Raw genomic sequence first — 20,568 nt, forward strand, 5'->3', positions numbered from 1 at the left:
CATATCTGTCGCCTGTTCACTGTCGGAAAACAACGTGGTTGTGGCAGCGGCCCCACCGGGGGCTCCAGAGGGCGCACAGGACGCGCGCCCTTCACTCAAGTCCGCTCCGTCGCAACCTCGGCGACGAGAACAGGGACCGGCTGGCTCGGGTGCGGCTCATCGCCGACGGCCTTCTGCGCCAGCCACATCCGCGCCTCTAGGTCGCGACGGACGTCGCGGTAGATGGGGTCGTCCGCGACGTTGTTCAGCTCCTCGGGGTCGGCCGACAGGTCGTAGAGCTCCCACTCCGGAGGGTAGGTCCGGTCCGAGCTGCCGGGGATGCCGAGACCGTCGTTGTAGAAGTAGATGAGCTTGTGGTGGTCCGTGCGGAAGCCGTAGTGCGCCGGCGCGTGGTGGCTCACGTCGTCGTGCTCCCAGTACCGGTAGTACAGGCCGTCGGCAGGGGGACTGGGCTCGTTCCCGGTGAGGTCACCCCAGAAGCTGCGCCCCTGCATCCGCTCGTGCGCCGGCACGCCCGCCGCGTCGAGGAGCGTCCGGGCGAAGTCGACGTTGGTCACGAGGCCCTCGAGCACCTGCCCGGGTGGGACCAGCCGGGGGTAGCTGACGAGCAGCGGCATCCGGAGGGACTCCTCGTACATGAACCGCTTGTCGAACCAGCCGTGGTCGCCGAGGAAGAATCCCTGGTCCGAGCTGTAGACGAACAGGGTGTGCTCGAACTCGCCCCGCTCGTCCAGCCAGTCGACGACGCGTCCCACGTTGTCGTCCACCGATGCCACGCAGGCGAGGTAGTCCTCCATGTAGCGCTGGTACTTCCACAGTGCCTCCGCCTCCGGGTTGAGGCCCTCGGGGACCGGCTGCTTGAGGTCCTCGGCGGTGAGGTGCTCGGCCACGCGCATGGCCGCTCGGCGCGCCGAGTCGGAACGCGTCGACAGGTCGTCCGTGAACGTCGCCGGCACCGGGATCGGGTCGCTGTACATGCCGCGGTGCCGCTCGTCGGGCTCCCACGACCGATGGGGAGCCTTGTGCCAGATGAGGACGCACCACGGGTCGTCGCCCTCGAGTGACTCGAGCCACTCGAGGGCGAGGTCGGTGATCCGGTCGGTGGCGTAGCCCTGCTCGGTGCGCAGCCCGTCCGCCGACAGCAGCCGCGGGTCGAAGTACTCGCCCTGGTCGATGAGCACCTCCCAGTGGTCGAACCCTTGGGGATCGTGCCCGTCACCGTCGCCCATGTGCCACTTGCCGACGATGGCCGTGCGGTACCCGGCACCGCGCAGCTGGCTGACGAACGTCGGCTGCGACGCGTCGATCGGGGTGAGGAGCGTCCGGACGCCGTTGACGTGGCTGTAGGTGCCGGTGAGGATCGAGGCCCGACTGGGCGCGCACAGCGAGTTCGTGACGAAGCAGCTGTCGAAACGCGCACCCCGCGCACCGATCTCGTCGATGCGCGGGGTCTGGTTGACGACCGAGCCGTAGGCGCCGATGGCGTGCGCGGCGTGGTCGTCGGTGAGGACGAAGACGATGTTCGGCCGCTGTGCCGCCCGGCCGGGGGATGTCACGAGGTGGCCTCCTGCTCCTGGTAGGTCGCCTCGTCGAGGCCACTCAGGGTCGGGTCGTACACGACGTCCCCGGCGTCGGACGTCGACGTCATCCAGTGGTTGACCTTGTCGTCCCGCTCGCGCAGCACGCCATACGGACGGCGCATCATCGTCGAGCGTACCTGCGCCATCTCCTGGTGCTCGTCGACGGTGAGCAGCTGTCGCACCCCCGCGGCTCGTGTCTCGCGTCCAGTTGCGGCACTTGGCCTGGGACGGCTGCCGGTGCGGCCGTGGTGGGTGACGGCCGTGAGGTCTCGGAATGATCGACGTGAAGGCCCTGCTCGTGGCGCGGCCGCACGACCTGACGGAGGCGACCGAACGCGAGCAGGTCTTCACCCGACCGCTCGGCCTCGGCCGTCGTCCCTGAAGTCCGTGGGCGCGGGGCATCACGCTCTAGCGTGGGTGGATGGTCCACACCCCTGACGGCGCCACGGCGCGCACGGTCACCACGCCCGACGGGCGGTCCCTCGACGTGCTCGACTCGGGCGGCGACGGGCTGGCGCTCCTCTACCACTCCGGCACCCCCGGGGGCGCCGTGCCCTGGCCCGTCGGAATCGAGGCGGCGCGGCGGTCCGGGCTGCGCTGGGTGACCTACGGCCGACCGGGCTACGGCTCGAGCACCCCGCACCCCGGACGAACCGTCGCCGACGCGGCAGCGGACAGCGCAACGGTCCTCGACGCGCTCGGGATCGACGAGTTCGTGACGATCGGCTGGTCCGGTGGCGGACCCCACGCGCTCGCCTGCGCCGCGCTGCTCCCCGAACGGTGCCTCGGGGCGGCGACCATCGCCGGCGCCGCCCCGTCGACCGAGCCGGACCTCGACTTCGTCGCCGGGATGGGTGCGGACAACGTCGAGGAGTTCACCCTGGCGTCCCGGGGGCGCGAGGTGCTTGTCCCGGCGATCGAGGAGATGGCGCAGCCCCTCCGGAGCGTGACCGGCGAGCAGATCGTCGAGGAGATGGGCGGCCTGCTCAGCGAGCCCGACGTCACGGCCCTCGAGGGACCCCTCGCCGACTACGTCGCGGGGATGGCCCGGGAGGCGGTCAGGCTCGGCGTCGACGGCTGGGTGGAGGATGACCTCGCCTTCTGCGCGCCGTGGGGATTCGACCTCGACCCCATCACGGTGCCGGTGGCGGTGTGGCAGGGCGGTGAGGACCTCATGGTGCCCGCGAGCCACGGCGAGTGGCTGGCCGACCACGTGCCCGGGGCCCGGCCGCACCTGCTCGCCGGGGTGGGCCACGTGTCGCTGGTGGCCCGTCTGGACGAGGTCCTCGACGACCTCGTCGAGCACCGGGTCCGGTAGCCCATCCGGACCACCGCTCCTCCAGCCGCAGGACTGGCGCTTGCTGCGTCGTGCCCGGCCGGCGCCGCGGATCGTGACGGTGAACTTCCGTCTCCCTGTCACCCCGGGGCTTGACAGGTGTGCACTGAAGACGTTTACAGTAGCGGTGCTGTAAACGATTACAGTCTGAGATCTGGAGGCGATGATGCTTCGACGGGCCACCGTGACCGAGGTCGCTCAGCGGGCAGGCGTCTCGGTCGCGTCCGTGTCGCGAGTGCTCAACGGCATCCCGGCCCGCCCCGAGACGGAGGAGCGCGTTCGCCGCGCCGCCGAAGAGCTCGGCTACATCCCCGACGCAGCCGCCAAGGCGCTCAAGCTCGGGCGGTCGCTCCAGATCGCGTTCGCCGTCGACGACATCGCCAACCCCGTGTACGCGCTGATGATGCACGGCGTCGAGTCGGGACTCGTCGGCTCCGGCTCCCGGCTGCTCGTCTCGTCGACCGGTCGCCACCCCGAGGACCTCGTGGAGCTCGTCCAGGGCCTGTCGCGAGGCATCGCCGACGGACTGATCATCAGCCCCCTGCGTTCGACTCCGGAGCTCACCGAGGCCCTCGCCTCGGCCCCGGTCCCGGTCGTCGTCATCGGTGACGTCGGCGACGACGTCCGGCTGGACCGCGTGCGCACCGACTCGGCCCTCGGTGTCACCCTGGCGTTCGACCACCTGGTGGCGAGCGGCCGCCGGCAGATCCTCTTCGTCAACGGCCCTCGTGACACGACGCCCGGTCGCTCGCGTCTGTCCGGCTTCGAAGCCGCCGCGACCGCTCACGCCCGGGACACACTGCTCGCCGAAGCCGACGACTTCACCGTCGAGGCGGGCGAGAGCGCCTGGAGGGCGATCGCCTCCGACCCCCGGCTCCGCACGGTGGACGCGATCATCGCGGCCAACGACCTCATCGCCCTCGGTGTCGCACGCGCTGCGCTCGACGACGGTCGGAGCATCCCCGAGTCGCTCGGCATCGTCGGTGTCGACGACATCGGGATGGCGTCGATCTTCCGGCCGGCCCTCACGAGCGTCTCGCTCGGCGCGCACCAGCGTGGCCGGCTCGCCGCCGAGCTGCTGATGCGCCGTCTCGAGTCTCCCAACGCCCCGGCCGAGACGCGGTCCGTCGCCCCCCAGCTGGTGGTTCGCCAGTCGACGCTGCCACACGCCACGAAAGGTCGCGCATGACCATCACCTCAACCGTGGGCACGACGCCCGCGAACCCGTTGGGCGCGCCGCCCCGGCGGCGGCAGGACCGCTCGAGCCAGCAGCGACGAGAGGCGATCGCACTCGTCGTTCCCTCGCTCATCCCGATCGTCATCTTCAGCGTCCTGCCCCTGTTGCAGGGAGTCTGGTACGCCTTCACCGACGCGACCCTGCGCCGCAACGACACCGCCGACTTCGTCGGGTTGGAGAACTTCGGCCGCCTGGCAGGGGACTCGTTCTTCTGGTCCTCGTTCCGCATCGGCATGATCTGGGCGGTCTCGGTGACCGTGATCCAGCTCGTGGCCTCGCTCGGCCTCGCGCTGCTCCTCAACTCGAACCTGCGGTTCCGTTCTCTGACAAGGCTGTTGGCCCTCATCCCATGGGCCATGCCACCGGTGGTCGTGGCCATCATGTGGACGATGCTCTACGCGCCGAACGGCCCGATCAACTCGGTCCTGGGCGCGTTCGGCCTCCCCGACGACACGAACTGGCTGGGCAACTTCGACACCGCCCTTCCGGCCGTCATCGTCGTCGGCGTGTGGGTCGGGATGCCCCAGACCACGGTGACGCTGCTCGCCGGCCTGCAGCAGATCCCCACCGAGCTGGTCGAGGCCGCTGCCGTCGACGGGGCATCGGCGTGGCAGCGCTTCCGCAACGTCGTGCTGCCGAGCCTGCGCCCGATCATCCTGTCCATCACCTGCCTCAACTTCATCTGGAACTTCAACTCGTTCGGCCTCGTGTACGTCATGACCGAGGGCGGTCCGGGTGGCCAGACGATGCTGCCGATGCTCTTCACGTATCTCGAGGCCTTCAAGAACCGCAACCTCGGGTACGCCGCGGCGATGGGCGTCGTCCTCGTCATCGTCGTGATCCTGATCCTCGCCGGGCTCCTGCGGTCGCAGTTCAGGAAGGAGCGGTCATGAACCGCACGTCCAGGACCGTCCGCGCGCTCCAGTACGCGGGCCTCGCCTGCTTCATCCTGTTCCTCGGCTTCCCGCTGCTCTGGCTCGTGTCGGCCTCGGTCAAGTCGTCCCAGGAGCTGGCCGCGCTCGACATGAGCCTGATCCCGAAGCAGTTCCACTGGGACAACTTCGCGGTGGCCCTGCAGAAGCAGGGGATCCTGCGCTCGGCGCTCAACAGCCTCGTCGTGGCCCTGCTGTCGATGGTGCTCGTCGTCGTGCTGTCGCTGCCGGCGTCCTACGCCCTGGCCCGCTTCAGGGGCAGGCTGCGTGCCGTCGGCGTCGGGTGGATCCTGGTCAGCCAGGTCTTCCCGGTGATCCTCATCATCATCCCGTTGTTCGTCATCCTGCGGAACGTCCACCTCGTCGACACCCTGGTCGGACTCGTGTTCGTCTACACGACGTTCACCATGCCGTTCGCGCTCTGGATGCTCCAGGGCTTCGTGGCCGCGGTTCCCGCCGAGCTCGAGGAGGCAGCGGCCATCGACGGAGCCTCACGGTTCCAGACGCTGCGTCGGATCGTGTTCCCGCTGCTCATGCCCGGCATCGTCGCCACCGCGATGTTCGCCTTCGTCGCAGCCTGGAACGAGTTCTTCTTCGCCCTGGTGCTCATCCAGTCGCCGGAGAACTACACCCTCCCGGTGGCTCTCAAGATGTTCGTCGGCGGCGAGGGGAAGGTGGCCCTCGGGCCGTTGGCCGCCGGCGCCGTCCTCGCCACGATCCCCAGCCTGATCGTCTTCTCGATCCTCCAGCGCCGCCTGACCGGGGGCCTGCTCGCGGGCTCGGTCAAGGGCTGATCACCTGCCACCCACGCACCACCATCCACCACCCGAAACACCCGGACAACCGGAAACATCCGGCACCACTCCCATCTCGCAAAGGAGCAACCATGGGAACCCGACGTCTGGCCTTCGCCGGCATCGCGATCGCCACCGCCACCGCCCTCCTCACCGCCTGCTCGCAGGGGTCGGCCACCAACACGGGCGCCGACTCCGGCGGCACCGGAGCCGGGGGGGCGGTCACCCTCAAGTTCCAGTCGCTCCAGGACCAGCCGCAGGCTGTCGACGCCGTCAAGGGCATCGTCGACTCCTGGAACACGAAGCACCCCGAGGCCAAGGTCGAGATCATCCAGGCCGGCTGGGACGGCGTCTACGACAAGCTCGTGACCCAGTTCAACGGCAACGCCGCGCCCGACATCATCCACTACGAGGCCGCGAGCATCGTCACCTTCGCCCGTGACGGCTACCTCGCCGACCTCACCTCGAAGGTGCCGGCCGACCTCAAGAGCGACGTGTCCGACGGCGTGTGGAAGTCGGTCACCGTCGACAACAAGATCGTCGGCATGCCGACCGAGCTGCAGACCTACGTCGTGTTCGCCAACAAGAAGCTTCTCGACGCCGCAGGCGTGGCCGTCCCCACCGGTGACTCGATGACGCTCGACCAGTTCCGCCAGATCGCCAAGGCCACGACGAAGGGTGGCAACTTCGGTGTCGCGTGGGGACTGAAGAGCCCCACGGCCACGTTCATGAGCCTCGGCCTCGGCTCGAACGGCACCTACTTCACCGGCACCGGCAAGGAGGCCAAGATCAACGTCGCCGCAGGTGAGATGACGGTCCCGAAGCTCGTCAAGGACATGGCCTACACCGACAAGAGCATCGACCCGGTCTCGCTGACCCAGTCCGGTTCGCAGGCGCTCTCGTCGTTCTACGCGGGCAAGGCCGCGATGACGGTGCAGGGCTCGTTCCAGGCCGCCAACATCAAGAAGGACGCCCCGGCCGGGTTCGACTGGGTCGAGCTGCCGCCGCTCGCCGGCGCGGCGGGCACGGCCCAGGCGGCCAACCCGCAGACCCTCTCGGTCAACGCCGACTCGCCGAACGCCGACAAGGCCGCCGAGTTCGTCACCTACTTCGCCGACGCCGAGAACATGGCCAAGCTGAACCAGGCCGACGCCCTGATCCCGGCGTCGAAGAAGGCCCAGGACCTGATCCTGCAGCAGACCGGTGGCAAGGACGGCTGGGACATGACGATGAAGTCGGCGCAGGGCCTCACGGGCGCGCCGTTCCTCACGGTCGACGCGTACACGCAGTGGAAGGACACCGTCGCGACGCCGAACTACCAGAAGTACCTCGCGAACCAGCTCGACGACGCCGGCCTCCAGAAGGCCCTGTCCGACGGCTTCGCCCAGGTCAACCGCTGACCCGCGACGGGTGGGGCTGCGCTGCAGCAGCAGGCTGCCCCACCCGTCCCGGTCCGTACGACACCGCGATTCGGACGAAACGACATGAAGGACCTGACGTGAACAACTTGAGGCGGCGCATCCAGGGCGTCATCACCGGCGCGGCTGTCGGGGACGCCCTCGGCGGCGCGACGGAGGGCTACACGCCCGAGCAGATCCAGGCGAGGCACGGGGGATGGGTCAGCGGCATCGTGCCACCGTGGGCCGCCGACGAGTGGGCCACCGCCCGGCCGATCGCCCCCTACCACAAGGGTGACGGGCACATCACCGACGACACCCTCATGACCCGCGCGCTCATCGAGACCTATGCCGCGCGCCCCACGCACCTCGATGCGTACGCCATCGCGGAGGAGTTCGTTCCGCGCCTCATGGGCTCTCCCACGTGGATCCCCGAGCTCGAGCGCGAGGCGATCCTGCTGCAGCGCATCTTCCTGGCCGAGAAGTGGCTCGTGGCGCGGCTGCACTACGGGCACGTCGACCCGCGCGAGGCCGGCACCGGCAACATCGTCAATTGTGGTGCGGCCATGTACATGGCTCCCGTCGGCGTCGTCAACGCGGCCGACCCGGCTGCGGCGTACGCCGAGGCCATCGACCTCGCCGCACCCCACCAGTCCAGCTACGGCCGTGAGGCGGCCGGCGTCTTCGCCGCCGCGGTGGCGGCCTCCCTCGCGCCGGGAGCCGACGTGACCGGCGTCGTCGACGCCTGCCTGGACGTCGCCCACGACGGCACGCGCGCCGCGATCGAGGCGGTCGTCAAGGCGGCCACCTCGTCGGCCGGTGCGCCCCGGACCGAGCTCGGCGCGGCCCTGCGTGCCGCCGTCGAGCCCTACGACACGGTCGGGCCGGACTACCGTCAACCCGCGCTCGACGCCCGACGCCCCTCGCGCACCAAGGCGATCGAGGAGCTCCCGGTCGCGCTCGGCTTCGTCGTGGCGCACGACGGCGACTTCACCGGCGCAGTGCTCGGTGCCGTGAACTACGGCCGCGACTCCGACTCCATCGCCACCATGGCCGGCGCCGTGTGCGGTGGCCTGGGTGGCGCCGACGTGGTGCCGTCCGAGTGGCTGACGACGATCGAGACCAACAGCAGGATGGACGTCACCGCGTCCGCGGACCAGCTCGCCGGCATCGCGTACCGCGTGCTGGAGGGAGACCGGGCCCGCCACCTCGCGCGTGCGGCCCAGATCGACACCCTGCTGGGCACGGCATGAGGCTGACCTGGGTCCAGCCCGAGGACCTCCTGCTCCACGCGTTCGTCCAGGCCCGTGCGGAGGGTGCCGACGTGTCGGCGCTCGAGCGGGAGTGGGTCCACGCGGGTGGCTCGCGCGACGTGCCCGTCAGCGGGGCGGCCGAGGTGCCGGCCACGCCCGAGCAGCGCGCGCTCGCGGCTCGGTTGCTCGACGACGTCGACGACCTGGCCCCGGCGCGACCCGCCGAGCTCGAGCCGGTCCTGGAGCGGCTCTCGGGGCTGCAGGATCCCACGGTGCCTGCCGTCCACGAGCTGACCCGGCGCGTCCACGGGGCGTGGCTCGGCCGTTGTGCCGGCTGTCTGCTGGGCAAGCCGGTCGAGAAGATCCCGCGCTTGGGCATCGAGGAGATCCTGCGCGGCACCGGCCGGTGGCCGCTCGACGACTGGTTCACCGCCTCGGGCTTGCCGCCCGAGGTGGCGGCCCGCTGGCCGTGGAACCGGCGCAGCGCCCCCACCAGCCTCGCCGAGAACATCGACGGCATGCCCGAGGACGACGACCTCAACTTCGCCGTGCTCGCCCTGAGGATGCTGCGCCAGCACGCGGACGGTTTGTCCACCGACGACGTCGCGCAGGGCTGGCTCGACAACCTCCCGGGTGGCCGGGTCTTCACTGCCGAGCGGGTCGCCTACCGCAACCTCCTCGAGGGTGCGGAGCCCGAACGGGCCGCCTTGGTGCGCAACCCGTTCCGCGAGTGGATCGGGGCGCTCATCAGGGCCGACGTCCACGGCTGGACAAACCCGGGCGACCTGCGCTCGGCCGTCGCGTCAGCCTTCGTCGACGCGCGGCTCAGCCACACCGGCGCCGGGGTCGAGGGCGCCCTGTGGGCCGCCGCGCTCGCCTCCGCGGCAGTCGTCAGCGACGACGTGGACGACGCGCTGGCTCGCGCCGCACACGTGCTCGAGCCCGGAGGCAGCCTCGAGCGCGCAGTGCTCCGAGGCGTGGAGCTGGGCCGTGGATCGCTCTCCGACAGCGAGGCGCTCGACGCCCTCCACGCCGACTTCGGGTCGCTGCACTGGGTGCACGTGCTCAACAACGCCGCGACGATCGCCTTCGCGCTCGCCCGCGGACGCGGCGACTTCGGACGCAGCATCGGGCTCGCGGTGACCGCCGGCTGGGACACCGACTCGGTCGGTGCCACGGTCGGGGGAGTCGTGGGAGCGCTGCTCGGGGTGGACGGCCTGCCCGAACGGTGGATCCGACCGCTCGACAACCGTCTGGCGACCAGCCTGCCCGGGCCCGCGGAGCTGTCCATCGACGAGCTCGCTCGGGAGACCGTCGCGCTCGCCGGGGTCCTGCGATGACGGGCCGGGTCGTCGTGGTCGGCAGCGTCAACCTCGACCTCTCCGTCCGGGTCGGGAGCCTGCCCGGGCCCGGAGAGACGCTGCTGGCCCACTCCCTCCGGCGCGGGGGTGGGGGCAAAGGGGCCAACCAGGCCGTCGCCGCCGCGCGTGCCGGAGGCGTGCCGACCGCCATGGTCGGGTGTGTCGGCGCCGACGCCGACGGTGCCGCCCTGCGTGCGGCCCTCGAGGCCGACGCCATCGACTGCTCGGGGCTGGACGTGAGCGACACCGAGCCGACCGGGACCGCGCTGATCACGGTCGACGATTCCGGCGAGAACACCATCGTCGTCGCGGCGGGCGCCAACGGCGCGGTCACCCTCGGGGAGGCTGCCCTGCGGCTGGTCCGCGAGGCGGACGTGATCCTGGCACAGCTCGAGATCCCGCAACCCGCGGTGGCACGGGCCGCGCGGGAGCGGCGCGCGGGAGCGCTGCTGGTGCTCAACGCCGCCCCGTCCGCCGCCATCGACCCGGAGCTGCTCGACGAGGTCGACCTGCTCGTCGTCAACGAGCACGAGGCGCGAGACCTCAGCGGCGCCCCGACGGTGGAGGAGGCGGTGGCCACGCTGCTCGACCGCGTCCCTGCGGTACTCGTGACACTGGGCGCGGCGGGCGCGCTGCTTGTGCGACAGGGCCGGCCGCCCGTGTCCGTGCCGGCCGTGGCCGTCCGTGCAGCGGACACCACCGGCGCCGGTGACACCTTCTGCGGCGCCCTGGGCGCTGCCTTCGCACGCGGCCTCGGCGACCGGGCCGCGCTGCAGTTCGCCTCCGCCGCAGCATCGTTGGCCGTCGAGAAGCACGGCGCACAGGATTCGGTGCCAGCCCGTCAGGAGGCCGTCGCACGGGCCGAGTCCGCGTTCGGCCGCGACGTGCCGGCTCCGGGTCCAGAAGGAGTGAACGTCCGTGGATGACGCCCTCGACCCGCTCGTGCCCCGTCCGCTCGACCGCCCGCGTCCCGTCCCGCTGGACCACGACGCCGACCTCACCTCGCTCGACACCGGGAAGATCCTCGCCGCGCCGGACGATCCCGCAGACTGGCCGCGGTGGCGTGAGCAGCTCGCTCGGTGGCGGGACGAGGCCCGCGACCAGCAGAACCACGACGGCACGCTCTACGAACGCGATGACCTCCGCTGGACGAGAGGCTGTTTCGTCGTCTCCCAGGTCTGGCTCTGGGACGAGCTGCTGTACGACTTCGAGACGCACCAGTTCACCCCGGAGCGCCTGCTGGCCGACGCGCGGGAACGGTTCGGCGGTTTCGACGGGGTCGTGCTGTGGCATGCCTACCCCGTCATCGGCATCGACGACCGCAACCAGTGGGACTACTACCGGTCCGTGCCTGGACTGGGCCGCCTCGTCGACGACCTGCACGCCGCCGGTGTCCGGGTCTTCGTCGACTACAACCCCTGGGACGTCGGCACGCGGCGTTCCGGCCCCGATGCGGAGGAGCTCGCCTCGCTCGTCGCGGACCTCGACATCGATGGCGTGTTCCTCGACACGCTCAAGCAGGGTGGCGCCGAGCTCCTCGAGCAGCTCGACGCCGCACGCCCGGGCGTCGCCGTGGAGGGCGAGTCGACGCTCGCCCTGGAGCGGCTCGTCGACCACCCGCTCTCCTGGGCGCAGTGGTTCGCCGACTCCCGCGTGCCGGGCGTCGTGCGGTCACGCTGGTTCGAGCAGCGCCACCAGATGCACCACGTGCGCCGGTGGAACCGCGACCACAGCGACGAGCTGCAGTCAGCGTGGCTGAACGGGATCGGCGTCATGGTCTGGGAGGTCGTCTTCGGGGTCTGGGTGGGCTGGAACCAGCGCGACGCCGGGACCCTGCGCCGCATGGCCGCCGCACAGCGTGCCCTCGTCGACGTCCTCACCGACGGGACGTGGACCCCGTTGCCCGATCTCGGCGAGGAGGCCGCCGCGTCAGGGGTGTACGCCGCGCGATACGAGCATGCAACCGGCGTCTTCACGCCGATGGTCAACCGCTCGGGAGCCGACGCCAAGCTCGTCGTCGCGGGCCGCGACGGACTCACCGCCCACGACCTCTGGTCAGGCAGTCGGCTCGGTGAGGGCGAGGTCGAGGTCATCGTCCCGGCCCATGGCATCGGCGGCGTCTGGCAGACCGCGGCGGACGCCGACGTGAGCTGGTTGTCGCCGCTCTCGTTGGAGGTACCGACGGCGCGCTTCGAGCACCGGCGGTCGCGACTCGTCGCGCGGCGCGGCCCGTCGTGGGCCGACGGACGCGCGGGGGCCGGCGCGCCGTCCGTCCGAGTCCCCGCCGGCGAGCACGTCGTCACCGTCCGCTACCGCTGCCGCGAGACCGGCCTCTACGACGACGCGCCGTTCGTCGACGAGTGGAAGCCGCTGCACCCGAGGCTGCACGACCAGCGCACCCTCGACAGGGTCGTCAGCCTGCTTGATGACGTCGGCGTGGCGACCACCGAGGTGTCCGAGCGCGACTTCGCCGTCTTCGTGTCGGAGACCGGACATGAGCCGGTCGTCACGGCCGGGGATGGCCCGGCCTGGGTCGGCCGCTCGGCGGCCGAGAGCGACGATGACCGGCCGGTGACCGAGGTCGACCTCGGTGACGCGCGCGCGTACGCCGCCTGGGCCGGCGGACGGCTGCCGACCGAGGACGAGTGGCAGCTCGCGGGGGAGGCAGGGGGTCTGGCCCGCCTCCAGCCCGAGGTGTGGAACCTGACTGAGAGCGAGCGCACCGACGGCCGCACCCGGTACGCGATCCTCAAGGGAGGCTCGCGGCACCGTTCCCAGGGATCAGACTGGTACTTCGACGGGGGTGTGCGCGGGCCGGAGTTCTCGGCGAAGTACCTCGTGCCCGGGCTGGGCCTGGGGCGCTCGACGAGCATCGGTTTCCGCGTCGCGTGGGACCTGGCAGAGGAGACGCCATGACCGAGGACGACACCACGCGGGCCCCACAGGGCTCGCTCTCGGATCTTCGGGTGGTCGACGCATCGACGCTCTTTGCGGGCCCGATGACCGCCATGCACCTCGGCGACCTCGGCGCACAGGTCGTCAAGGTCGAACATCCCAAGCGCCCCGATCCGGCCCGCGGCCACGGGCCGGAACGCGACGGGCACAACCTGTGGTTCAAGACGCTCGGCCGCAACAAGCAGATGGTGCAGCTGGATCTCGGCTCCGGAGGCGGGGCCGACGCGTTCCGGCGGCTCGCCGCGACGTCGGACGTCGTCATCGAGAACTTCCGTCCCGACACCCTGGAACGCTGGGGACTGGGCTACGACGTGCTCTCCGCCGACAACCCCGGGCTCGTCCTCGCCCGGGTCACCGGTTTCGGGCAGATCGGCCCGTACCGCCGTCGCCCGGGCTTCGGCACCCTTGCCGAGGCGATGAGCGGGTTCGCGGCGTCGAGCGGTGAGCCCGACGGCCCGCCCTTGCTCCCGCCGTTCGGCCTCGCCGATGGGATCGCTTCGCTGGCAACGGCCTTCGCGATCATGAGTGCCCTGCACCAGCGCGCGGCCACCGGTCGGGGGCAGGTGATCGACGTCGCCATCGTCGAGCCCATCATGGCCATGCTCGGCCCGCAGATCTCCCGATGGGACCAGCTCGGCACGATGCAGCCCCGACTGGGCAACCGGTCGAGCAACAACGCCCCCCGGAACCTCTACCGCACGGCCGACGGTCACTGGGTCGCGGTCTCCACCAGCTCGCAGAACATCGCCGAACGCGTGGTGCGACTCGTCGGTCGACCGGACCTCGTCGACGAACCCTGGTTCGCCACCGGTCGTGCCCGTGCGGAGCACGCCGATGAGCTCGACGACGCGGTCGGCGGGTGGATCGGTCGTCACACCCGCGACGACGTGCTGGCCGCGTTCGAGCAGGCCGAGGCTGCGGTCGCACCGATCTACACCGCCGAGGACATCACGAGGGACCAGCACCTCCAGGCGCTCGGCACGGTCCGGCGCGTGCCCGACCCGGACCTCGGGGAGCTCGCGATGCAGGGGCCTCTCTTCCGGATGTCGGAGGGCGACGCCCCGACGAGGTGGACCGGCCGGGCGCCCGGCGCCGACACCGTGTCGGTCCTGGGCGAGCTCGGCTACACCGCCGCCGAGATCGACGCTCTCGTCGCAGCGGGTGCGGCTGCCGCCGGGGACCCGTCCGAGCGCGCCCGAGGAGAGAACCCGACATGACGGCGCCACTCACGTTGCTCTACGTGCCGGGCGACCGCGAGGACCGGATCGGCAGGGCGTTCGCGGCGGGGGCGGACGTCGTCATCGTCGACCTCGAGGATGCCGTAACGGTTGACCGAAAGGCAGTGTCCCGTCAGGGCGCCGAGCGTGCTCTCTCGTCCCGGGCCTCTTCCGCGGGCGGTGCCCCGGGGTGCCAGGTGCGGGTCAACGCGGTCGGTACGCCATGGTCCACACGCGACCTGGAGATGGTCAGGCGGCTGCCGGCGCACGTCGGGCTCCGCATCCCCAAGTGCGAGGAACCGCGAGATGTCGTGCGCATCGCCGAGGCCGTCGGCGACCGGGCGCTGCACCTGCTGATCGAGTCGGCTCGTGGGGTGGAGGCTGCGTACGCGCTGGCCTCGGCGCACCCAGCCGTGGCATCGATCGGCCTCGGCGAGGCGGACCTCCGTGCCGACCTGGGCGTCACCGACGACGCGGGACTCCTCTGGGCCCGATCGCGCGTCGTCGTCGCCGCGGCAGCAGCGGGGCTCGCGGCGCCCGCGATGTCGGTGTACACCAACGTGCGCGACCTCGACGCTCTGCGCGAGTCGAGCCTCGTCGGCAAGTCGCTGGGGTTCGTCGGTCGGACAGCGATCCACCCGGCGCAGCTGTCGGTCATCAGGGAGGTGTTCAGCCCGTCCGCGGTGGAGCTGGACCTCGCGCGTGAGCTGGTGTCGGCTGCAGAGGCCGGGGCGGCCGCGGGACGGGGCGCGATCGCCCTCGCCGACGGCAGGTTCGTCGACGAGGCCGTCGTGCGCCAGGCCAGACGGGTGATCGCACGCGCCGGTACCGAGTCGTAGGCCGCGCTGGCGCCCCGACCGCGGAGACCCGCGGGGCGTCCGAGACACCGGTGGGGCTCGACCTGTCTGCGGGGGGCCTCGCCGGGGAATGTTCATGGCATGGATGACGAGGTGCTGCTCTGCGAGTGGCAGGCCGCCCGTGAGGCCTACGACGAGCTGCTCCAGAAGCTCTTCTCTCCGGTGGGCCGCGAGCGTGGCCAGCGTCCCGCGGCCCGGCTGCTCCGGGAGGCGACGCGTCGGCGCGACCTCGAGGAGGCGTCGCGGCGCGCCTACTACGCCAGCCGAGGCCTCGACGGCATCTGAACCGTCAGCCGGGCACCTTCTCGAAGAGCTCGTTCGGAGTGTCGTAGTACCTCGCCGTGGAGCCCAGGTGGGTCATGCCGAGCCGCCGGCAGACGGCCTGGGACGCATGGTTGTCCGGACTCGTGACCGCGAGGACCTTCCCGAGACCCCGGCCGAAGGCGTCGTCGAGGACGGCCCCCGCCGCTTCGGTGGCATAGCCGTGGCCCCAGGCGTCCGGATGCAGGTGCCAGCCGATCTCGACATCGACCGGGCGGTCGGAGCGTTCACCGCTCGACAGAGGGATCGGCTTGAGCAGGAGGTTGCCCACGAGGCGGTCGTCAGCCGCCACGGTGATGGCCCAGATCCCGTGGATCGGGTCGTCGACAGCGCGCCGGCGTGCGATGGAGGCGAGTGCGTCCGTGCGGGTGCTCATGGTCGTGGGATGCGCACCGAGGAAGCGCACCACCTCCCAGCGCGACTCGAGATCGAGGAGGAAGTCGGCATCGTCAGCGCGCCAGGGGCGAAGCAGGAGTCGGTCGCTCGTGATCGTGCGCACCCGACCGAATCTAGCCACAGCCGCGCAAACACGACGCCGACGCCCGGCGCGTCAGGTGACCTGGTCGAGGCGGTGGTCCTCGCCGCGGAAGGTGAAGGAGTCGCCCACGTGCTTGCCCGCGATGGCGGCGTAGACGGGGGAGCCGGCGCCTATGCCCTCGTAGCTGACTCCGTCGCAGTCGAACCCGTCGCTGATCGCTCCGACGACGTAGTGGCCACCGCCGAAGGCCACGACCGCGCCCGGGCGCACCTCGGTCGTCGGGGCGAAGTCGAGCGCGCGGATGGCGTCCAGGGACTCACGCGAGTGCGCCGCAGACCTCTCGAAGAGACCCTCGAGGTCGCCCGCCTCGCTCGACTGGGACGAGTCGCCGGACTCCGGCACGGCGTCCGGGTCCTGGCGGGCGGCGTCACGCTCCGCGGTGCTCTGGCTCGTGAGGGCCGCGAGGGCCGACTCGGCGTGCGCGATGAGCGCGTCGCGCACGCGGAGCTTGCCCGCGGCGTCGAGGCTCATGGGCTGCGTCATGGATCTCACCTGCCTGGGGTCAGGGAACGCTGGAGCAACGTCCCAAAGTAGATCCACGGCACGGTCGGCGTCGAGCACGCGGCCGGCACGTGACGGTCGGCTGCGCGCGTCCACCGCCGTGTCGCCGGGTCGCGGGGTCGCGGGGTCGCCGGGTCGCCGGGTCGCCGGGTCGCCGGGTCGCCGGGTCGTGTCGCTACTCGTTGACGAGGACGGTGACGCCGACGGCGGCCGACACAGCGGTTCCCCTCGCCTCCGCGGGGACCGTGATGCTGAAGGTCCTGACCTCGTCCGGGGTGCCGTCGGCGCCGTGGGCGTGTGCGTCGGGGTGGTCCTCGTCGAGGTGGTAGGTGTAGGTGGCCGTGGCGACCAGGCGACCCGAAGCGTCGTAGAAGCCTGCCCGAGAGGCGAACTCGAGCACGTCGCTGACGTCCGAGGTGACCCGGGCCGACGCGTGGAGGGCCTTGCCGTCGAAGCGCAGGCCGGTCAGCGTGAGCCGGTCGTCGAAGGGACCGGCAGCCCGCACCGCGTCTCCGCGGCGGGGGTGGAGGCCGGACAGCGACGGCAGCTCGGGGTCACCCGTCGGCGCGGCCAGGCCGGTCAGCACGGTGACCGGTGTCGCGACGGCCCGGGAGATCGGCGCGGCCACCGGTGACGACGCGTCGCCCGGCGCGTGGTTGGTGAGGCGTACCGCAGCCAGGGAGATGCCGAACACGACGGCGAGGGCACCGAGTGCGGCGAGGGCCCTGAGCGCGCGGCGTGGAAGCGGTCCCGAGGCGTCGATCGTGGTCATGGCGCTCCTGTCGGGAGAGTCGTGGGGGCCCGGGCCCGAGGCGGATGGTGACCGCCTCGGGCACGGGCGAGGTTGCGGCGTGGGTCAGCCCAGCCGCAGGGCCGACCCGACGATGTCGAACAGGTCGGTGTTGTCGATCGTGCCGGCGAGCTTCTGCGAGCCGGGGCCGTAGCCGTACACCGGCACGTCGGCGCCGGTGTGGTTGCCGGACAGGTAGGTCAGCCAGAGGCTGGCGTCGGTCGAGCCGTCCTGGACGCCGGCCGGGTCGTCGGCGGTGCGGAACGTCGCCGGGGCGAAGTTCTTGACGTTGCCGGCGCCGGAGCCGTTGATCGGGCCGGCGGAACGGGTCGCGTCCTTGGTGTTGCCCGACGCGCGGACGGTCGCCGAGTTGTTGGCCGTGTTGCCGCTGTCGACGTTGGTCGGGGGAGCGGCGGCCTCGGCGTTGGTGAACGTGCCCTTCTCGATGATGTTGAAGCCGGCGCACTCGTGGTCGGCCGTGACGACGACGAGGGTGTGGCCGTCACGTTTGGCGAAGTCGAGGGCGACCTTGACGGCGTCGTCGAAAGCCTTGGTCTCCTCGAGCGTCTGGGCGGCGTCGTTGGCGTGGGAGCGCTTGTCGATGAGCGCACCCTCGACCTGGAGGTAGAAGCCGTTGCCGGCGTTCTTGCGCCCGTCGAGCAGCGAGATGGCCTTGGAGGTCATCTCGGGCAGCGACGGCTCGGCGGCCTGCGGCGCGCTCGGGTTCTCGCGCTTGAACTTCTCGATGGTGAGGTTGCCGCGGTTGAAGAGGCCGAAGACCTTTGCGCCGGAAGCCTTCTCGAGGTCGGTGCGCGTCGCGACCGTCTGCGACGCGGCGGAGCCGAGCACCTGGTAGCCCTGCGCGCCCAGCGCCTGCTCGTCCGCGGCGTCGAAGCGGGACAGGCCGCCGCCGAGGATGACGTCGGCCGTGCCGTTGCGCGCGATCTGCTTGGCGATCGGAGTGACGCGCACGTCGCTCGTCGGCAGGGGCTGGCCGGTGATCGTCGTGTCCTGGCACGCCGCCGCGCTGTAGCTCGGGCCTTGGCAGCCGCGGGCGAGCGTGTGGCTCATCTGGCCGGCCGGGGTGGCGTCGGTGATCTCGGCGGTGGACACGTTGCCCGTCGCGTAGCCGGCCTGCTTGGCCATCTCCATGACGGTCGGGACCGACGTGCCCTTGGCGTCGACGCCGAGGGCCGCGTTGTACGTCTTGACGCCGGAGGCCCAGGCCGTGGCGGCCGAGGCGGAGTCGGTGACGAAGTTCGGCTTGAAGTCGGCCTCGCCGGGCTGGCCCGAGTTCTTCTCGACGGAGTACGTCTGGTTCTGGCCGACGACCGGCATCTGCTCCATGTTCAGCTTGCCCGCGGCGCCGTAGTAGCGCAGTCGCGCGGCGTCGACGTGGGTGCGGCCCATGCCGTCGCCGAGCAGGTAGATGACGTTCTTCACGCGTCCGTCGTTGCCGGCGACCGCGGCGGGCGCGGAGGGGCCGGCCGTGGCCGGGAGGGCGGTGGCGGTGGCGACGCCCGCCGTCGCGGCGAGGACCGCGAGCGCGGCCGTGGCCGCAGTGGTGCGCTTGCGCATGTGAGACCTCACTGTGCAGTTCGGTTGCGCCCGCTCCGGGCGCACCGAGCACGCTAGGAGCGCCAGGGGCTCCCCGGGCCAGCACGCGATGGCCGCTGGGTGAACGTTCGCCTGCTCCGACGCCTCACCGACGCCTCACCGACGCCGCACCGACGTCCCACGACGTCGTCCGCGCCGCACCCGCGTCGTGGCGGACCTACTGCCCCTGCACCACGGACACGCTCGAGCCCCGACCGGTCGCGATCTGCGCGATCGCGCGCACCGAGTCGGTACCCGCGGCCAGGTAGCCGTTGTGCCCGTGCGCCCCGGCGACCGGGAGCGGCCGGGCCCCGAACGACGGGGACGTCGGGTCGGCGGCGTGGCCGAAGCCCTCGACGCGGGTGTGCGGGACGAGCCCGATCGGGTCGTCGGCGGCGACGCCGGCCCACACGGTGGCCCGGGTGTGCAGGGCCGAGCGCGTCCACACGTCCATCCCCGGCGAGCCGACGACGACGAGGTTGGCGACCCGCAGGTGGGGCGCGGCGTAGGCGCAGACCACCGAGCCGTAGCTGTGGCACACGAGGCTGACGGTGGCCGACCGCGAGAGGTGGCCGACGAAGGAGACGAGCCGGGGAGCACCGTCGACGGCCCGGTCGGAGCGGGCGGCGTCGGCGTCGATCCCCGAGGGCGGGTCGTAGCCGAGCCAGACCACCACGGCCGCCGGCGTGCCGGGGTCCGACCGCTCCATCTCGGCCAGGAGGGTGCGGGCCTGCACGGCGGGGTGCCGGCGCCCGGCGTCCCGTTCGTCGCGCAGGAGCGGGCCCGTCCAGCCGACGCCGGGGACGATGACGGCGATGTGGCGCGCCCGGCGCACGTCGCCGAACGCCTCGACGAGCCGGCCGTGAGCTGCGTCGGCGCTGAGCACCGTTGCTGCCGGACCGGTGACCGCGACCGGTGCCCCGTCGCTGATCGACTGGCCCACCGCGGGTGCCGCCCCGACGAGCAGGGTCGCGAGCGTCACGCCGGCGAGGGTGAGCCGGTCGCGGAGTGACCACCGGGAGGGTCGGGTCGAGGAAGCGTGCCGTCGGTGACGGCGGGGGCGTCGATCCACTCAGGTTCCTTGTCGTCGGTCAGGCGGCAAGGTCGTGAGTCTGACGCAGAAGCCTGTGAGGGCCTCACAGGCGGGTGAACGAGGCCGCACAAGGCGGAACGGGGCGGACATCTCGGACACCGGCTGGGGTGGGCAGGGGCTCCCAACTCTGGGAGCCTCGAGGGAGCCGGGTCCGACCCTGTGCACAGTCCGGCTCGACTGCCACCGACCTCAGTCCAGCACCTGGAGGCGCCATGCCCACCTACGACGTCGGCTACTTCGTCGGCAGCCTGTCCTCGACCTCGGTCAACCGGGTCCTGAGCCGCGCCCTGATCCGCCTCGCGCCCAAGGACCTGACCTTCACCGAGATCCCGATCGGCAACCTCCCGCTCTACAGCCCGGACTTCGACGCCGACTACCCCGCGGAGCCCCAGGCGCTCAAGGACGCGATCGCCCGCTCGCAGGCCGTGCTCTTCGTGACGCCGGAGTACAACCGGTCGATCCCCGGGGCCCTGAAGAACGCCATCGACTGGGCCTCACGCCCGTGGGGCCAGAACTCGTTCGACCACATCCCCGCAGCGGTGATCGGGGCCTCGCCCGGCCAGATCGGTACGGCGCTCGCCCAGCAGAGCCTGCGCGGCGTGCTCAGCTTCTGCAACGCCCGGCAGATGACGGCACCCGAGGCGTACGTCACCTTCCGGCCGGGCCTGTTCACCGACGACGGCGAGGTGACCGACGAGTCCACGGCGGACTTCCTGTCCGGGTTCATGCAGGAGTTCCGCGACCACATCGAGCGGGTCCTCACCGTCCTCCCACGGCCCTGACGCCGTCCCCACCTCGTACCGACCCGGC

The 20,568-nt window shown here is 71.6% G+C and carries 20 protein-coding genes; 13 read left to right on the forward strand and 7 right to left on the reverse strand.

The annotated features are described in order from the left end of the window. Positions 1 to 95 precede the first annotated feature (95 nt). Both RY076_RS20640 and RY076_RS20645 read right to left on the reverse strand, forming a co-directional pair. Complete coding sequence (locus tag RY076_RS20640; protein WP_323101308.1) at positions 96 to 1,556, reverse strand: sulfatase family protein; 1,461 nt, start codon at positions 1,554 to 1,556, stop codon at positions 96 to 98. Continuing rightward, positions 1,553 to 1,762, reverse strand: a complete 210-nt coding sequence (locus RY076_RS20645; RefSeq protein ID WP_323101310.1) for a hypothetical protein — start codon at positions 1,760 to 1,762, stop codon at positions 1,553 to 1,555. The genes RY076_RS20640 and RY076_RS20645 overlap by 4 nt, the downstream gene beginning before the upstream one ends. Positions 1,763 to 2,001: 239 nt before the next feature. Between RY076_RS20645 and RY076_RS20650 the strand changes: the two genes are divergently transcribed. From RY076_RS20650 to RY076_RS20705, 12 genes are all read left to right on the forward strand, one after another. Next, positions 2,002 to 2,898 (forward strand): alpha/beta fold hydrolase, encoded by an 897-nt coding sequence (locus RY076_RS20650; RefSeq protein WP_323101311.1) that lies wholly within the window; start codon positions 2,002 to 2,004, stop codon positions 2,896 to 2,898. Positions 2,899 to 3,100: 202 nt separating this feature from the next. After that, positions 3,101 to 4,105, forward strand: a complete 1,005-nt coding sequence (locus RY076_RS20655; RefSeq protein ID WP_323101313.1) for a LacI family DNA-binding transcriptional regulator — start codon at positions 3,101 to 3,103, stop codon at positions 4,103 to 4,105. Further along, positions 4,102 to 5,046, forward strand: a complete 945-nt coding sequence (locus tag RY076_RS20660; RefSeq protein WP_323101315.1) for a carbohydrate ABC transporter permease — start codon at positions 4,102 to 4,104, stop codon at positions 5,044 to 5,046. Before RY076_RS20655 ends, RY076_RS20660 begins: the two co-directional genes overlap by 4 nt. Then, positions 5,043 to 5,879 (forward strand): carbohydrate ABC transporter permease, encoded by an 837-nt coding sequence (locus RY076_RS20665; protein ID WP_323101316.1) that lies wholly within the window; start codon positions 5,043 to 5,045, stop codon positions 5,877 to 5,879. Before RY076_RS20660 ends, RY076_RS20665 begins: the two co-directional genes overlap by 4 nt. 92 nt (positions 5,880 to 5,971) lie before the next feature. Further along, positions 5,972 to 7,279: an ABC transporter substrate-binding protein gene (locus RY076_RS20670; protein ID WP_323101318.1), complete on the forward strand. Its 1,308-nt coding sequence runs from the start codon at positions 5,972 to 5,974 to the stop codon at positions 7,277 to 7,279. Positions 7,280 to 7,377: 98 nt separating this feature from the next. Continuing rightward, the gene (locus RY076_RS20675) at positions 7,378 to 8,529 is read left to right on the forward strand and encodes an ADP-ribosylglycohydrolase family protein (protein WP_323101320.1); all 1,152 of its coding nucleotides are present in this window, start codon (positions 7,378 to 7,380) and stop codon (positions 8,527 to 8,529) included. Beyond that, on the forward strand, positions 8,526 to 9,869 hold the full coding sequence (locus RY076_RS20680; protein ID WP_323101321.1) for an ADP-ribosylglycohydrolase family protein: 1,344 nt from the start codon (positions 8,526 to 8,528) through the stop codon (positions 9,867 to 9,869). Before RY076_RS20675 ends, RY076_RS20680 begins: the two co-directional genes overlap by 4 nt. After that, a complete protein-coding gene (locus RY076_RS20685; RefSeq protein WP_323101322.1) occupies positions 9,866 to 10,816 on the forward strand; it encodes a ribokinase in 951 nt (316 codons plus the stop codon). The genes RY076_RS20680 and RY076_RS20685 overlap by 4 nt, the downstream gene beginning before the upstream one ends. Next, positions 10,809 to 12,806: an SUMF1/EgtB/PvdO family nonheme iron enzyme gene (locus RY076_RS20690; RefSeq protein WP_323101323.1), complete on the forward strand. Its 1,998-nt coding sequence runs from the start codon at positions 10,809 to 10,811 to the stop codon at positions 12,804 to 12,806. Before RY076_RS20685 ends, RY076_RS20690 begins: the two co-directional genes overlap by 8 nt. Continuing rightward, complete coding sequence (locus RY076_RS20695; RefSeq protein WP_323101324.1) at positions 12,803 to 14,062, forward strand: CaiB/BaiF CoA transferase family protein; 1,260 nt, start codon at positions 12,803 to 12,805, stop codon at positions 14,060 to 14,062. The genes RY076_RS20690 and RY076_RS20695 overlap by 4 nt, the downstream gene beginning before the upstream one ends. Continuing rightward, complete coding sequence (locus RY076_RS20700) at positions 14,059 to 14,901, forward strand: HpcH/HpaI aldolase/citrate lyase family protein (RefSeq protein WP_323101326.1); 843 nt, start codon at positions 14,059 to 14,061, stop codon at positions 14,899 to 14,901. The genes RY076_RS20695 and RY076_RS20700 overlap by 4 nt, the downstream gene beginning before the upstream one ends. A gap of 99 nt (positions 14,902 to 15,000) precedes the next feature. Then, positions 15,001 to 15,204, forward strand: a complete 204-nt coding sequence (locus RY076_RS20705) for a hypothetical protein (protein ID WP_323101328.1) — start codon at positions 15,001 to 15,003, stop codon at positions 15,202 to 15,204. 4 nt (positions 15,205 to 15,208) lie between these two features. Here the strand turns inward: RY076_RS20705 and RY076_RS20710 are convergent, their stop codons facing one another. The 5 genes from RY076_RS20710 to RY076_RS20730 form a co-directional block, all read right to left on the reverse strand. Further along, positions 15,209 to 15,739, reverse strand: coding sequence for a GNAT family N-acetyltransferase (locus RY076_RS20710; RefSeq protein WP_323101329.1), 531 nt, complete (start codon positions 15,737 to 15,739; stop codon positions 15,209 to 15,211). A 51-nt stretch (positions 15,740 to 15,790) separates the two neighbouring features. Then, positions 15,791 to 16,261, reverse strand: coding sequence for a hypothetical protein (locus RY076_RS20715; RefSeq protein WP_323101331.1), 471 nt, complete (start codon positions 16,259 to 16,261; stop codon positions 15,791 to 15,793). A 193-nt stretch (positions 16,262 to 16,454) separates the two neighbouring features. Beyond that, positions 16,455 to 17,051: a hypothetical protein gene (locus tag RY076_RS20720; RefSeq protein WP_323101333.1), complete on the reverse strand. Its 597-nt coding sequence runs from the start codon at positions 17,049 to 17,051 to the stop codon at positions 16,455 to 16,457. A gap of 84 nt (positions 17,052 to 17,135) precedes the next feature. Continuing rightward, a complete protein-coding gene (locus RY076_RS20725) occupies positions 17,136 to 18,647 on the reverse strand; it encodes an alkaline phosphatase (protein ID WP_323101334.1) in 1,512 nt (503 codons plus the stop codon). Positions 18,648 to 18,843: 196 nt separating this feature from the next. Next, a complete protein-coding gene (locus RY076_RS20730; protein WP_323101336.1) occupies positions 18,844 to 19,647 on the reverse strand; it encodes an alpha/beta hydrolase in 804 nt (267 codons plus the stop codon). Positions 19,648 to 19,970: 323 nt separating this feature from the next. Here RY076_RS20730 and RY076_RS20735 point away from each other — a divergent pair, with 323 nt between their 5' ends. Further along, positions 19,971 to 20,540 (forward strand): NADPH-dependent FMN reductase, encoded by a 570-nt coding sequence (locus tag RY076_RS20735; RefSeq protein ID WP_323101338.1) that lies wholly within the window; start codon positions 19,971 to 19,973, stop codon positions 20,538 to 20,540. Positions 20,541 to 20,568 lie beyond the last annotated feature (28 nt).

The organism is Intrasporangium zincisolvens (assembly GCF_034724055.1).
GTDB classification, from domain to species: domain Bacteria; phylum Actinomycetota; class Actinomycetes; order Actinomycetales; family Dermatophilaceae; genus Monashia; species Monashia zincisolvens.